Source organism: Nonomuraea sp. NPDC050786, assembly GCF_040654115.1.
Lineage (GTDB): Bacteria > Actinomycetota > Actinomycetes > Streptosporangiales > Streptosporangiaceae > Nonomuraea.
Genome location: NZ_JBFAHJ010000014.1, coordinates 199191 through 212427, shown reverse-complemented (window position 1 = coordinate 212427; position 13237 = coordinate 199191). Strand labels below are relative to the sequence as shown.

Genomic DNA, 13237 nt, shown 5'->3' with positions numbered 1-13237 from the left:
CGGAAAAAGGACGGCACATCTCCCCCGAAATGCCGATCGGGCGCCGTTGATTAGCCTGGACCGATGCGACTTGGTGTGAACGTCCCGAACTTCGGCCCCGGCACCGATCCCGACGTGCTGCGGCGGTGGGCGCAGACGGTGGAAGGGCTCGGGTTCGACCTGCTCATGGTCTCCGACCACGTGGTGATCACCCCCGACGTGGCCGAGCAGTATCCGGCGCCGTTCTACGAGCCGTTCACGACGCTCTCCTGGCTCGCCGGCATCACCTCGGGGATCGGCCTCGGCACCACTGTCATCCTCGTGCCGTACCGTCATCCGCTCCTCGTGGCCCGCATGGCGGCCAACCTCAACGATCTCAGCGGCGGGCGGCTGGTGCTCGGCGTGGGGGTCGGGTGGGCGCGGCAGGAGTTCGAGGCGCTCGGAGCGGCGTACGAGCGGCGCGGCAAGGTGACCGACGAGTACCTCGCCGCCATCCGCGCCGCCTGGGCCGACGAGCGCGACTACCGCTCCGGCGGCGTGCCGATCTGGGTGGGCGGCGGGAGCGAGGCAGCCCTGCGCAGGGCCGTACGGTACGGCGACGCGTGGCACCCCCTGCGCAACAGCGTCGCGTGGTTGCGCGAGACGTGGTCGCGCGTGCAGGACATCGCCGCCGAGCAGGGCCGCCCGGCGCCCGCCCTGGCGCCCAGGATCATGCTGCGGATCACGGACTCGCCTCCGCAGGAGCGGCACGCGGGGGAGGGCACGATCGAGCAGGTGATGGCGGACCTGGAGGAGTTGCGGCTGCTCGGCGCGGAGACCGTCGTCCTCGACCCGTTCCATCAGGACCCGGCGGAGACCCTGCGGCCGGAGGCGGCCTGGGAGATGCTCGCCGCCGTGGCCGCCCGCCGTCCCCGGACGGCCGTTTGACCTTCGGACCGGTTGTCGATCCCTGCCGACCGTGCCTCGACGAAGAGCGCCGCCGTTTGACCTTGACGCTGCGTCAACTTCTAGCATCCTCGCCATGTCGATCACTGTTCTTGACACCTACTCCGCCATGCGGCGGATCCTGCTGGCCCCGGTCGCGGAGCGCGCCGACCTGCTGCGCTCGATGCTGGAGCTCAACAGGGGCATGTACCGCTACTACCCTGGCGAGGTGGACCTGGTGGCCATGCACCTCCAATCGTCCGGGTTCCCCATCGACCGCGACGAGGAGCGCTGCCTCGACGCGCTCGAAACCCTGGCGGCGGCCGGAGCCTGGGAGCGGATGCAGCGCGCGCTCGACGACGCTCTCGCCGTACTGCTGGAGGCGACGCCGGGGCTGGAGATCCCGGACATCACCGTGCTGTTCGTGCTCGGCGATCCGGCTGACAAGCACTTCATGGGTCCCTGCCTAGGATTGACCGGGTTCGGCGGCATCTCGGGCAACATCGCCATCACGTTCTGGCCTTTCCCCGAGAACGTGGCGCGGCTGGAGGCCACCGCCGTGCACGAACTCCACCACAACCTGCGGTGGGGCCCGGGCGGGGTCGTGTGGGACCCGATGACCGTCACGGTCGGCGAGCACATCGTCGGCGAGGGCCTGGCCGACGCCTTCGCCCGCCAGCTCTACGGCGACGAGCTCGGCCCTGCCCGGATCGGCGTGCCGCACCTGCACGACGACGAGGTCTTCGCCAAGGTGCTCACCGGGCTCGACGTGACAGGCATGCAGAACTTCACTGCCTGGGTGCACGGAGACCCCGGCGCCGAGCACCTCGGCGTCACCCCGGTGGGGCTGCCGATGGGCGCCGGCTACGCAGCGGGCAACCGGCTGGTCGACACCTATCTGGCGGCGACCGGGCAGACGGCGGCGCAGGCCCTGCACGCCGACAGCTCGGAGATCATCGCCGCCACGCTCCGCCGCGGGTGACACTGGAACGATGGAGTGGACGATCCAGGAGCTCGCGGTGCGGGCCGGCGTTTCCAGCCGCACCCTGCGTCACTACGACCGCGTCGGGCTCCTGGCCCCGTCCCGGGTCGGCGAGAACGGGTACCGCTACTACGGCCCGGGCGCGGTCGTCCGGCTCCAGCGGATCCTGATCATGCGCCGGCTCGGCATGGGCCTGCCGGCCATCGCCGAGGTCCTGGCTGACGAGGTGGACGCGTGCGACGGGCTCCGTGCCCACATCGCCGCGCTGGAAGAGGAGCGGGAGCGCATCGAACGGCAGATCCGGTCCGTGCGTCACACGCTCGAGGCCCTGCAGGCGGGGGCGGAACCGCGGATGGACGTCATGCTGGTGGGGTTCAACGACCGCTACAAGGACGAGGTGATCTCACGCTGGGGCGAGCGCGCGTACCAGGTGAGCAACGACTGGTGGCACGGCAAGACCCTTGACCAGCAGCTGGCCTGGAAGCAGGCCGCCGAGGACCTCGTCGCCGCATGGGTCGCCGCGGCGAAGGCCGGGCTCTCCCCGACATCGGAACCCGCTCAGTCACTGGCCGCCCGGCACGTCCAGTGGCTGAGCCAGATCCCGGGCACCCCCACGGCCGAGGGCGATCGGGAGCGCTCGATCGAGATGGTGAAAGGTCTGGGGGACATGTACGTCGACGACCCCCGCTTCGCCGGCATGTACGACGACGCGGCGGGGGCGGCGTTCGTCCGCGACGCGCTGCAAGCGTACGCGCGGACCCGGATGTAGCTCGGGTGCTTCGCGAGCGTCTCTCCGGATGACACGCGTCATCGGGGTCGCCGAGACGCCTCAGCTTGGGCCGGCGGCCTCACCGCGACGTTCGTGCACGTCACCGGCCGGACGTTCGCGAGCTGACCGCCGCGCCGCCAGCTCCTCCAGGTCGCCGACGAACCAGATGTGGGCGCCCCGGTTCGACTCGAGCACCCAGTCGCGCAGCGCGGAGCTGGCGGCGGTGAAGCGGGAGACGTCCCCCACGATGGCCAGGCCGATGCGGTAGTTGACGAACTTCTGCGCGAACTCGCCCGCCACGCCCGTGCGCAGCGTGAAGAAGTCGTCGTGGAGCCGCTCGGCCGGGACAGCCACCCAGGTCGCGCCCCTGCCGAAGGCCTCGCCGAGGAGGTCGAGCGCGTCGCTGCTCTCGCGCAGCGGCTCGCCGTGCGGCTCGCAGACGTACACACGGTCGTCAAGCATCCTGCTTCTCCATGTTCTCGGTGTGCGGGGGCGTCAAGCGCGGGCCAGCGCGTCCACGATCCGCAGGACCTGGGCGCTCTCCTCCAGCCCGCCCAGCACGATGACCTTCAGGTGAGCGCGCTCCTCGTCGTAGGCGAACTCCACGCGCAGGCCGTGCGGGCGGCCCGCCAGGGAGCCCAGGACCATCGTGCTGATCCGGTCCATGTCGCCCCTGGTGACGCCGTCGATCTGCACGATGCTGGACACCTCGGCGCGGCGGGGCGCGACGGGAACGCCGACCGGCAGCCCCGCGAAGGCCGCGAGGTCGTCCTTGGCGATCCGGTAGCGCTTGCCGACGCGCACGGCGGGCAGCCGCCCGTCCCGTACGTAGCTGCGGACGGTCTTGACGTGCAGCCCCAGCAGCGCCGCGGCCTGCTCGACGGTGTATTGCTCCATATCGCTCCCTATCATGGCATACTAAAGGGAGTGATAGGGAGTCAGGGACTGACCGCCAGGAAGAGGAACGCCGCGAACAGCACCAGGTGCACCCCGCTCTGGAGCAGCGTCGCCCGCCCCGGCACCACCGTGAGCGTGGAGACCACGACCGTCAGGGCGAGCAGCACCATGTGGGTGCCCCCGAGGCCGAGCAGCAGCGGCCCGTCCAGCCAGATCGAGGTCGCCGCGATGGCCGGGATGGTCAGCCCGATGCTGGCCATCGCCGACCCGAGTGCCAGGTTGAGGCTGATCTGCACCTGGTCGCGCCTGGCGGCGCGGACGGCGGCGATGGTCTCGGGCAGCAGCACCAGCAGCGCGATGACCACGCCCACCACGGCCTGCGGCAGCCCGGCCGCCGACACGGCCGTCTCGATCACGGGCGACTCCACCTTCGCCAGGCCGACCACGGACACCAGCGCGACCAGCAACATCCCGAGGCTGGTCAGCGCCGTGCGCCCGGACGGCCGCGGGGCGTGCTCCTCCTCGGCGGACGGCCGGCCGTCCGCCTGGACGGGCAGGAAGTAGTCGCGGTGGCGTACGGTCTGCGTCAGCACGAACAGCCCGTACAGCGCGAGCGACACCACCGCCGCGAACCCGAGCTGCGCGGGGGAGAAGGCCGGCCCCTGCGCGCTCGTCGTGAACGTCGGCAGCACCAGGCTGAGCGTGCTGAGCGTGGCCACGGTGGCCAGCGCCGTGCCGGTGCCCTCCGCGTTGAACGTCGCGATCCGCCGTTTGAGTGTGGCGGTGAGCAGTGACAGCCCGACGATCCCGTTGCAGGTGATCATCACCGCCGCGAACACGGTGTCCCGCGCCAGCGCCCCCGTCTGCGTGCCGCCCGAGATCATGAGGCTGACGATGAGGGCGACTTCGATCACCGTCACGGCCACGGCCAGCACCAATGACCCGAACGGCTCGCCGACGCGGTGGGCGATGACCTCCGCGTGGTGCACGGCGGCCAGCACGGCCCCGGCCAGGAGCAGGGCCAAGGGGATCACCAGGGCGACTGGCAGCTCGCGCCCCCACGAGCCCACGAGGGCGAGCAGGGCCAGCCCAGGAATAACAACGGTCCACCACTTCGCGACGTCACGGATCATAGGCAGTACGCGGTCCCATCTTTCGGTGTGTTTTACACCGATCATGCCTTGAGATCCGTTTTTAGGGGAAATCAGGGTGACGCATGTCTCAGCCTAGGGACATCGCAAAGCCCGGCCTCCGAGAAGGCCGGGCCGCGTCTTCGGGGATGGGACAGCCCCGGTCAGGCGTGCGCCCCCGCGGGCATGCGTGAGGGTTCCCGCTCGCCCATGCGCATGCGCTCTTCGGGCATCATCTCCTGGCGCGTCTCCTCCAGCTGGAGCGCGGTGCCGAGGGCGAAGAAGGTAGGCGCCCACTGCCCGATGAAGATGCCCCATCGGTCGGCCCGGTCGATGCCGGCGCGTTCGTAGGTCAGCGAGGCGGCCCAGCTCGCGATCGACACCCCGATCGAGGCCACTCCTGCCACGTACATCGTCGTGGACCGTATTCCCATCTTGTGAAGCATTCGTATCATCGGATTCCCCCCTGAATCGCTGTCCCGACCGGGGTACCCGGTGGCCGAGCCCAGCACGCGACCCCACGGTCGATGAAAGCCTCAATGGCGGCTAAACATTGGTCCGTTCCGCTGCGGGCACAGTGGCGACTTCCGTGTCGTCACCGATCCATTCCCTACGGTGATATCGAGCGGCGGATACGGAAGGGTTCAAACATGCCCAAATACCTTATTCAGGCGAAATATACGGCGGACGGCGTCAAGGGGGTGCTCCGAGAAGGCGGCACCGGACGCCTCCAGGCGGTGGAGCGCATGGCGGCGAGCGCCGGTGGCCGGGTCGACCAGATGTACTTCGCGTTCGGCGAGAACGACGTGTACCTCATCGTCGACATGCCGGACAACGCGACGTCGGCCGCCGTGTCGCTGAACGTGTCGGCGTCCGGAGGCGTGCAGACGAAGACGGTGGTCCTGATGACGCCGGAGGAGATCGACGAGGCCGCGAGGAAGGAGGTGGAGTACCAGACTCCCGGCGCATGAGGTGGAGGCGGACGCCGGCATCCCGGCCGGCGGGGTGGACCCGCCGGTCCCTAGAAGCCGTGCCTGGCCAGGGGCTCGACGAGCTCGCGCTCCTCGTAGGACAGGTGGGACAGCAGGCTGTCGGTGAGCAGATCCACCGCGGTGCGCAGGTCGTCGAGGCCGGCCGGATCGCCCACGAAGGCGACGAGGGCGCGGTCGACCCGCTCGAGGATCTTGTGGATGGCCTGGTGCTCTTCCTCGAGGCGGTCGATCACCGGCGCGAGAGCGGGCTCGGCGCGGCGCAGCGTGGGGAAGACCATGGCGTCCTCGGCGGAGTGGTGCATGGTGACGAGGCGGCAGTAGGACTCGCAGTAGGCGCCGAGCGTCCAGTTGTTCTGGCGCATGGTCATGGTGGAGATGTGGGAGCGGGCGGCGCCCGCGTCGATCGTGCCCGCGGCGACCTGGTCGACGAGGTCGCGGAGCTGGGCGAGCTCGCCGCGCAGGTGGTCGTGCACGTCGATGAGGTGCTGGGCGTTGGCCTGCTCCGCCGGGGTGTAACGCCTGCCGGGATCGGTGCGCGGGGCGGTGGGGCGGGCGCTCTCGTCCCACACGCGGATGTCGGTGAGCCGTACGCCGTCGTCCGGGGTCGGGGTGGCGGGCAACGGGGCGTCCTGCGCGCCGACTCCGGAGCCGGTGTCCGGGCGGCCCGGGGCGCGTTCTGCGGCGACTGGCTCCCGTGCGGCCGGGGCGCGTTCCGCGGTGACGGGTTCGCGTGCGGCCGGGGCGCGTTCCGCGGCGACGAGCTCGCGTACGGCCGGGGCGGTCTCCTGGGCGAAGCGCTGGAGCTGGCGCGGGTCGCCGGCCATGACGTTGAAGACGCTGACCCCGTACGCGAGGGCCAGCTCGGCGAGCTGGGCCGCGGGCAGCTCCTCGCCGAGGTTGAGCAGCCGGCGGATGTCGCCGGGTGAGCGGCCCGCCTCGGCGGCGGCCTCGTCGATGACGGCGTTCCCCGCACCGAGCTCGGCGACCGAGCGGAGGTAGGGAAGGGACGGGAGCCACCCGTCGGCCAGCCGCCCGGTCACGCGGAGCATGCGCGGCTTGTACGCGCCCAGCCAGATGCCGATGTCGTGGGCGGGACGGGGGCCTCGCGGGGCGGAGACCTGGTAGTGCTCGCCGCTATGGGCGATGTCGCCGGCGGCGCCGGTGTCCCAGGCGGCGCGGATGATCGCGATGCCCTCCTCCAGCGCGTCCACGGCCTGGCCCGGCGTCAGGCGCGGGCCGCCCATGGAGGCGATGGCGTCCCTGAACCCGCCACTGCCGAGCGCGAGCTCGAACCGGCCACCGCTGAGGATGTCGAGGCTGGCCGCGGCCTGCGCCAGCATGGTGGGCGGCCGCAGCGGCAGCGGATGCACGTTGGCCGCCAGCCGGATCCGCTCGGTGGCGGCGGCGACATAGCTGAGCAGCGTCCAGGTGTCGAGGAAGGCGGGCTGGTACGGGTGGTCCTGGAAGGTGACGAGGTCGAGCCCGGCGCGCTCGGCGAGCTGGGAGAGGGCTACGACGGTCTCCGCCTGCTCGGCGGAGGGCACGATGTTCACGCCGAAGAGCAGGTCGTGGCCGTAGTCGGGCATGGGGGCTCCTTGGCCGGGCCTTTGGTTGGTTGTACGAACAGTTGACAGCGAGAACGAAATTAGTTCGTACTATGAACAATTGTCAAGTAGACTCGGTCCCGTGGTCACGACGAAGGAGCCGGCCCTGCGGTTCACCGAGGCGCTCGTACGGCTGGCGCATCTGGTGCAGCAGGTGTTCGGCGAGGTCAGCAGGGAGCACGACCTGACGCCCCAGCAGGCGCAGCTGCTGTGCCTGCTCATCGACGGGCCCGTGGGGATGACGGAGCTGACGCGCGCGCTGCACCTGGAGAAGTCGAGCCTGACCGGGCTCGTGGACCGGGCCGAGAAACGGGGGCTGGTGGTCCGCACCCGCGACTCCCGTGACCGGCGGGCCTGCCGGATCGAGCTGAGCCAGGACGGCGCCCGGATCGCCGTGCTCGCCCACGAGGGGGTCACGCGGCGGCTGGACGCGTTGACGGAGGAGCTGCCGGAGCAGCACAGGGCGCTGCTGACGTCGGCCATCGGCGATCTCCTGGCCGAGCACACGTCCCGGACGGGACGCGACTGGCTGCCCTCCGGCCACGTGACGGACGCCGCGCCCGTCACCCGGTGAAGACGTCCGCCAGGAGCGTCGTCAGGGCCGCCGTCACCTCCTCCGGGCGCTCGAGCGGCGGCAGGTGGCCCGTCCCGGGCAGGTCGAGGCGCCGGGCGCCGGGGATGCCCTTCGCCAGCAGGCCGGAGACCTCCTGGATGCCGGGCACGTCCGCAAGGCCGTTGATCACCAGCGTGGGGGCGGTGACCTCGTGCAGGCGGCCGGCGGCGGGCGGCGCGAGGAAGCGTTCCGTGGATCGGGGGCCGCTCCAGGAGCGTTCGAACACCAGGCGGCACATCTCCACCGCCGCCTCCCACACCTCGTCGGACAGGTCGCCGCGGCCCCGGTCGGGGCCCGCCGTCTGCCACAGCGTGTAGGCCTCCGCGATCGCGCGCACGTCGGCGGGGTCCACGTGGCCGGCCGTCCTGTCGTGGTAGCGGGCCAGCCGGTCCGCGGGCACCGAGGTGTGGACGCGGTCACGGACCTGGTCGAGCATCTCCTGCGGCCACTGGTGCCCGGCCAGGCCGGAGCCGATGAGCGCGAGCGCGACGACCCGGGAGGGGGCCGCCAGCGCGACCTCCGTCGCGTACGCGCCGCCCATCGAGCTGCCGACCAGCGCCGCCCGCTCGACACCCAGCGTGTCCATGACGGCGAGCAGGTCCTCGTGGTGGCAGACCTCCCCTTCGGCGTCGCCGGACCGACCGTGGCCCCGGCGGTCGTAGCGGATCACGCGGTAGCGCTCCGACAGGGCACGGAACAGGTGATCCCACAGGCGCATGTCGGCCGTCGCGCCGTGCACCAGCACCACGGTGCCCGCGGGCGCGGCGGGACCGGCCTCCTCGTACGCGATCCTGACATTGCCGACGGTCAGCATGCCCAGCACGCTACTGCGGCGCGGGGCCGGGGAACGCGGCTGTTCGCCGGAGGCGCAGCCCTCTCGGCCAGGTGGCGGTGTGGCCGATAATGGCCTGGGCGATGGCGACGGCATCACCCTGGCCGCCCCGCTCGACGAATCCGCTGAGGTTGTACATGCTCCTGCCCGATGAACTCAGAGCCGCACTGGACAAGGCCGTGTCCGGCTACTCGCCGCAAGACCTGTCCGACTCCGTCGCGCGCCTCACCCAGAGCTACCGCACGGGCACGGGAGGAGGCACCCACATCAGGTCGCGGGCCGACGTCGCCGCCTACGCCGCCTACCGGATGCCCGCCACCTACGCCGCCGCCGCCACGGCCATGCGCCAGGCCGCCACCTTGACCCCGGGCTTCCGGCCCAGGACCCACCTCGACGTCGGCGGCGGCACCGGGGCGGCGATCTGGGCGGCGGACCAGACCTGGGGCTCCATCGAGCAGGTCACCGTCATCGAACACGACCCGCACATCATCGACCTGGGCAAACGCCTCGCCCGTACGTCCGAGTCGCTCCGCGGGGTGACCTGGCGGCAGGCGTCGGTCCGTCCCGGCCTCGACCGGCCCCCGGCCGACCTGGTGACCATGTCGTACGCGCTGGGCGAGCTGCCCGCGGCCCAGCGCCGTGAGATCGTCGGCTGGCTGGCCGCGGACGCCGCCATGGTGATCGTCGTCGAGCCCGGCACCCCCGCGGGGTACGCCACCGTCGCCGAGGTCAGGGAGGTCCTGGCCGCCCGCGGCCTGACCATCGTGGCCCCCTGCCCCCACGACGGCCCCTGCCCGATCGTGCCGGGACGCGACTGGTGCCACTTCTCCGTCAGGCTCCCCAGGAGCTCCCTGCACCGGCGGATCAAGGCGGGCACGCTCAGCTTCGAGGACGAGAAGTTCTCCTACGTGGCCGCCACGACGGCCCCGGCGCAGCGGGCCGCGGCCCGGGTCCTGCGCCACCCGGTCAAGCGCAAGGGCGTGGTCTCCCTGCGCCTGTGCACCGGCGACGACGAGGTCAGCGACGTGGTGGTGTCCAAGCGGCAGGGCGACCTCTACCGCGCCGCGCGGGACGCCGACTGGGGCGACGCCTGGCCGCCCGCGGAATGAGACGCCGGTCACATTAGCGCCCCGCGCGTCACACTCGCCGGGGCGCGACGGCTCTCACCAGGTAGACGGCCGTGACCGCCCCGGGAGGAACACCGCGATGCCAGAGTCCACCGAGGTCTTCGTCGACCACCGCGAGCTGCTGTTCTCCGTTGTCTACAACATGCTGGGCAGCGTCGCCGACACCGAGGACGTGCTGCAGGAGACGTGGCTGCCCGAGCCCGTCGCCACCGGCGAGCAGGAGGACGCCTCAGGCGAGGCCATGCGCGCCGAGTCGGTGTCGATGGCGCTGCTCGTGGTGCTCCAGTCGCTCAGCCCGCTCGAACGCGTGGTCTTCCTGCTGCACGAGGTCTTCGGCTACGCGCACACCGAGATCGCCGAGATTCTCGACCGCACCTCGGCGTCCGTGCGCCAGCTCGCCCACCGGGCCCGCGAGCACGTCCACGCCCGCCGTCCCCGCTACGACGTGGACCCGGGGCTGCGGCGCAGGGCCACCGAGAAGTTCCTGGCGGCCGTGTTCGGCGGCGACCTGACGGGCCTGCTGCGGCTGGTGGCCCCGGACGTGACGCTCTGGTCGGACGGCGGCGGCAAGGCGCCCCAGCCCGGCCTGCGTCCCGTCCACGGCCGCGACAAGGTGGCCAGGCTGCTCACCTCGGGCTTCGACCGCGTGCCCGCCGGGCTGGAGGTCCACCATCGCGAGGTGAACGGCGACCCGTCCGCCGTGGTGTTCGACGGCGACGCGCCGTTCGGCATGATGGTGCTCGACCTCACCCCGGACGGCGAGCAGGTGAGCGGCATCTACATCATCACCAACCCGGACAAGCTCACCCACCTCGGCCCGGCACATCGGGAAGGAGCGCCTTCCGGCCTCTCGAGTGAGCGATCATTGGAGGATGTGGACGACTGACCTCCTACATTCCCTCTACGCCAGGCGCCTGCGCCGCCAGGTCACGGCGGGGCCGCTGCCCCGCCACGTCGGCCTGATCATCGACGGCAACCGGCGCTGGGCCAGGAAACAGGGCCTGCCGAGCCCGAGCATCGGCCACAAGTACGGCGCCGAGCACATCGAGCACGTGCTGTCGTGGTGCGAGGGTCTGGGCGTCCAGCACGTCACCGTGTTCCTGTGCTCGACGGAGAACCTCGAGCGCCGCGGCGACGAGGAGGTCGCCTACCTGCTGCGGGTGATCGAGCAGATGGTCACCGACCGGTTCGACCGCCCCGACGCCCGCTGGCGCCTCCACGTCGCGGGCCTGCTGGACATGCTGCCCGACACCACCGCCCGCGCCCTCAAGAGCGCCGTCGAGGCGACCCGCACGTGCGAGACCGGCTTCCACCTCACGCTGGCCATCGGGTACGGCGGCCGCCAGGAGGTCATCGACGCCCTGCGCGAGCTGCTGTACGAGCGGGCCGAGGCCGGGCAGTCCATGGTGGAGCTGGCCTCGACCCTGAGCGTGGACGACATCACGCCCCACCTGTACACCGCCGGCCAGCCCGACCCCGACCTCGTCATCCGCACCAGCGGCGAGCAGCGGCTGTCCAACTTCCTGCTCTGGCAGTCCGCCTACTCCGAGCTGTACTTCTGCGAGGCGTACTGGCCCGCCTTCCGCGAGATCGACTTCCTCCGCGCGCTGCGCAGCTTCGCCGCCCGCCAGCGGCGGTTCGGCGGCTAGAGATGCTGGAGCTCTTCGACCGGCAGATGCGCCGGGAGGCCCGTCCGGAGGGGCCGGACGTCACGATCGAGCGGACCGGGCACGTGGTGCGGCAGGTCGGGCCCGAACACGCCTGGAACGGCATCCTCTGGTCCGACCTCGACGAGCGGAGCGCGGACGCGGCCATCGCCGAGCAGGTGCGCTACTTCGGCGGCCTCGGGCGGTCGTTCGAGTGGAAGCTGTACGGCCACGACCGGCCCGCCGACCTCGACCGGCGCCTCCTGGCGGCCGGTTTCACCCCCGAGCCCACCGAGACGCTGATGGTGGCCGAGGTCGCGCGCCTGCCGGTGGAGGCGGAGCCGCCCGAGGGGGTGCGGCTGGTCCCGGTGACCGGCCCGGAGGGCGTGGAGCTGGTGGCCGAGGTCCACGAGCATGCCTTCGGCACGACCCGCGAGCGCATCAGGGAGCGCCTGCTCGACCAGCTCGCCACCGGCGACCTCATCGCGGTCCTCGCCATGGCCGGCGACGTGCCCGTCAGCGCGGCCCGCATGGACCTGCACCCGGGCACCCGGTTCGCCAGCCTGTGGGGCGGCGGCACCGTGCCGGAATGGCGCGGGCGCGGCGTCTACCGCGCGCTCGTCGCCTACCGGGCCCGCGAGGCGGCCGCGCGCGGCTACGACCACCTCCAGGTGGACGCCTCCAGCCAGAGCCGCCCCATCCTGCTGCGGCTGGGGTTCGAGGCGCTCACCACGACGACGCCGTACGTCCACGACTGAGTACCCTGGTCTGACGCCCTTGACGAACGGAGAGCAGCACGTTGCCCGAAACCCACCCCCGCGAGCTCGGCCTGCTGGCCGACTGCGAGAGCTGCTTCGGGCTGTGCTGCGTCGCGCTGCCGTTCTCGGCCTCGGCCGACTTCGCCGCCGACAAGGACGCCGGGCAGCCCTGCCACAACCTGCGTGACGACTTCCGCTGCTCCATCCACGCGCAGCTCAGGGAGCGCGGCTATCCGGGCTGCACCGTCTTCGACTGCTTCGGGGCGGGGCAGAAGGTCTCCCAGGTCACCTTCGGCGGCACGAGCTGGCGGGAGGCCCCGGGCACGGCCAAGCAGATGTACGCCGTGTTCCCCGTCATGCGGCAGCTGCACGAGCTGCTGTGGTACCTGGCCGAGGCGCTGACCCTGGAGCCCGCCCGGGCCGTGCACGCCGAGCTGGCCCAGGCGCTCGCCGAGACCGAGCGGCTCACCCGGGAGAGCGCCGACGTGCTGGAGAAGCTGGACGTCGCGGCCCACCGGGCCGACGTCAACGCCCTGTTGCTGCGGGCCAGCGAGCTGGCCAGGGCCGGGCGCAAGGGGAAGGAGCGCAGGGGAGCCGACCTGATCGGGGCCCGGCTGGCGGGCGCCGACCTGAGGGCGGCCAACCTGCGGGGGGCCTACCTGATCGGCGCCGACCTGCGGGGCGCCGACCTGCGCGAGTCCGACCTGATCGGGGCCGACCTGCGCGGTGCCGATCTGGCGGGCGCCGACCTCACCGGCAGCATCTTCCTCACCCAGGCCCAGCTCAACGCCGCCAAGGGCGACGCCGCCACCCGCCTCCCGGCCACCCTCACCCGCCCCGCCCACTGGCCCGCCACCCGCTACGAGAGGGCCTCCGGCCCCAGGTCCGGTCGGCCCCGTCGCCGCCGCTGACGTCTTCTCTGTCAAGTCCAGCGTGTTGAACTTCTGACGGTTATTGCTCGCGGCCTGGTGCCGTGTCATGGAA

General features: G+C 71.8%; 17 protein-coding genes. 10 read left to right on the top strand and 7 right to left on the bottom strand.

Annotated features, from left to right (window positions below; all coding sequences use genetic code 11):
• Nucleotides 1–63 precede the first annotated feature (63 nt).
• From AB0H84_RS25725 to AB0H84_RS25715, 3 genes are all read left to right on the top strand, one after another.
• Nucleotides 64–906, top strand: a complete 843-nt coding sequence (locus AB0H84_RS25725) for a TIGR03619 family F420-dependent LLM class oxidoreductase (RefSeq protein WP_357608961.1) — start codon at nucleotides 64–66, stop codon at nucleotides 904–906.
• 94 nt (nucleotides 907–1000) lie between these two features.
• Entirely contained in the window at nucleotides 1001–1885 is an 885-nt protein-coding gene (locus tag AB0H84_RS25720) for a DUF2268 domain-containing putative Zn-dependent protease (protein ID WP_357608959.1), read from the top strand.
• Nucleotides 1886–1895: 10 nt separating this feature from the next.
• Nucleotides 1896–2654: a MerR family transcriptional regulator gene (locus AB0H84_RS25715; protein WP_357608956.1), complete on the top strand. Its 759-nt coding sequence runs from the start codon at nucleotides 1896–1898 to the stop codon at nucleotides 2652–2654.
• A 60-nt stretch (nucleotides 2655–2714) separates the two neighbouring features.
• Here AB0H84_RS25715 and AB0H84_RS25710 read toward each other — a convergent pair whose 3' ends face one another.
• From AB0H84_RS25710 to AB0H84_RS25695, 4 genes are all read right to left on the bottom strand, one after another.
• Nucleotides 2715–3116, bottom strand: a complete 402-nt coding sequence (locus tag AB0H84_RS25710) for a DUF4180 domain-containing protein (RefSeq protein WP_357608953.1) — start codon at nucleotides 3114–3116, stop codon at nucleotides 2715–2717.
• A 33-nt stretch (nucleotides 3117–3149) separates the two neighbouring features.
• Nucleotides 3150–3551, bottom strand: coding sequence for a helix-turn-helix domain-containing protein (locus tag AB0H84_RS25705; RefSeq protein WP_357608951.1), 402 nt, complete (start codon nucleotides 3549–3551; stop codon nucleotides 3150–3152).
• Between the two features lie 41 nt (nucleotides 3552–3592).
• A complete protein-coding gene (locus AB0H84_RS25700; protein WP_357608948.1) occupies nucleotides 3593–4684 on the bottom strand; it encodes a hypothetical protein in 1092 nt (363 codons plus the stop codon).
• Nucleotides 4685–4845: 161 nt separating this feature from the next.
• Nucleotides 4846–5115, bottom strand: a complete 270-nt coding sequence (locus AB0H84_RS25695) for a hypothetical protein (protein ID WP_357608945.1) — start codon at nucleotides 5113–5115, stop codon at nucleotides 4846–4848.
• A gap of 216 nt (nucleotides 5116–5331) precedes the next feature.
• On the opposite strand from AB0H84_RS25695, the gene AB0H84_RS25690 reads away from it, so the two are divergent.
• A complete protein-coding gene (locus tag AB0H84_RS25690; protein ID WP_357608942.1) occupies nucleotides 5332–5652 on the top strand; it encodes a GYD domain-containing protein in 321 nt (106 codons plus the stop codon).
• A 50-nt stretch (nucleotides 5653–5702) separates the two neighbouring features.
• Here the strand turns inward: AB0H84_RS25690 and AB0H84_RS25685 are convergent, their stop codons facing one another.
• On the bottom strand, nucleotides 5703–7259 hold the full coding sequence (locus AB0H84_RS25685) for an LLM class flavin-dependent oxidoreductase (RefSeq protein ID WP_357608939.1): 1557 nt from the start codon (nucleotides 7257–7259) through the stop codon (nucleotides 5703–5705).
• A 100-nt stretch (nucleotides 7260–7359) separates the two neighbouring features.
• On the opposite strand from AB0H84_RS25685, the gene AB0H84_RS25680 reads away from it, so the two are divergent.
• Nucleotides 7360–7851 (top strand): MarR family transcriptional regulator, encoded by a 492-nt coding sequence (locus AB0H84_RS25680; protein ID WP_357608936.1) that lies wholly within the window; start codon nucleotides 7360–7362, stop codon nucleotides 7849–7851.
• On the opposite strand, the gene AB0H84_RS25675 is transcribed toward AB0H84_RS25680, so the two are convergent.
• Together AB0H84_RS25675 and AB0H84_RS25670 are read right to left on the bottom strand one after the other, a co-directional pair.
• Nucleotides 7841–8704, bottom strand: a complete 864-nt coding sequence (locus AB0H84_RS25675) for an alpha/beta hydrolase (RefSeq protein ID WP_357608933.1) — start codon at nucleotides 8702–8704, stop codon at nucleotides 7841–7843. The genes AB0H84_RS25680 and AB0H84_RS25675 overlap by 11 nt on opposite strands.
• A gap of 10 nt (nucleotides 8705–8714) precedes the next feature.
• Complete coding sequence (locus AB0H84_RS25670) at nucleotides 8715–8861, bottom strand: hypothetical protein (RefSeq protein WP_357608930.1); 147 nt, start codon at nucleotides 8859–8861, stop codon at nucleotides 8715–8717.
• Between AB0H84_RS25670 and AB0H84_RS25665 the strand changes: the two genes are divergently transcribed.
• The 5 genes from AB0H84_RS25665 (at nucleotide 8860) to AB0H84_RS25645 (ending at nucleotide 13164) form a co-directional block, all read left to right on the top strand.
• The gene (locus AB0H84_RS25665; RefSeq protein WP_357608927.1) at nucleotides 8860–9831 is read left to right on the top strand and encodes a small ribosomal subunit Rsm22 family protein; all 972 of its coding nucleotides are present in this window, start codon (nucleotides 8860–8862) and stop codon (nucleotides 9829–9831) included. The genes AB0H84_RS25670 and AB0H84_RS25665 overlap by 2 nt on opposite strands.
• A gap of 97 nt (nucleotides 9832–9928) precedes the next feature.
• Nucleotides 9929–10735 carry a sigma factor-like helix-turn-helix DNA-binding protein gene (locus AB0H84_RS25660; protein WP_357608925.1) on the top strand — a complete coding sequence of 269 codons (807 nt, stop codon included), beginning with the start codon at nucleotides 9929–9931 and terminating at the stop codon, nucleotides 10733–10735.
• Nucleotides 10722–11498, top strand: coding sequence for a polyprenyl diphosphate synthase (uppS, locus tag AB0H84_RS25655; protein WP_357608922.1), 777 nt, complete (start codon nucleotides 10722–10724; stop codon nucleotides 11496–11498). The genes AB0H84_RS25660 and uppS overlap by 14 nt, the downstream gene beginning before the upstream one ends.
• Before the next feature lie 2 nt (nucleotides 11499–11500).
• The gene (locus AB0H84_RS25650) at nucleotides 11501–12253 is read left to right on the top strand and encodes a GNAT family N-acetyltransferase (protein WP_357608920.1); all 753 of its coding nucleotides are present in this window, start codon (nucleotides 11501–11503) and stop codon (nucleotides 12251–12253) included.
• 41 nt (nucleotides 12254–12294) lie between these two features.
• Nucleotides 12295–13164: a pentapeptide repeat-containing protein gene (locus tag AB0H84_RS25645; protein WP_357608916.1), complete on the top strand. Its 870-nt coding sequence runs from the start codon at nucleotides 12295–12297 to the stop codon at nucleotides 13162–13164.
• Nucleotides 13165–13237: the final 73 nt, after the last annotated feature.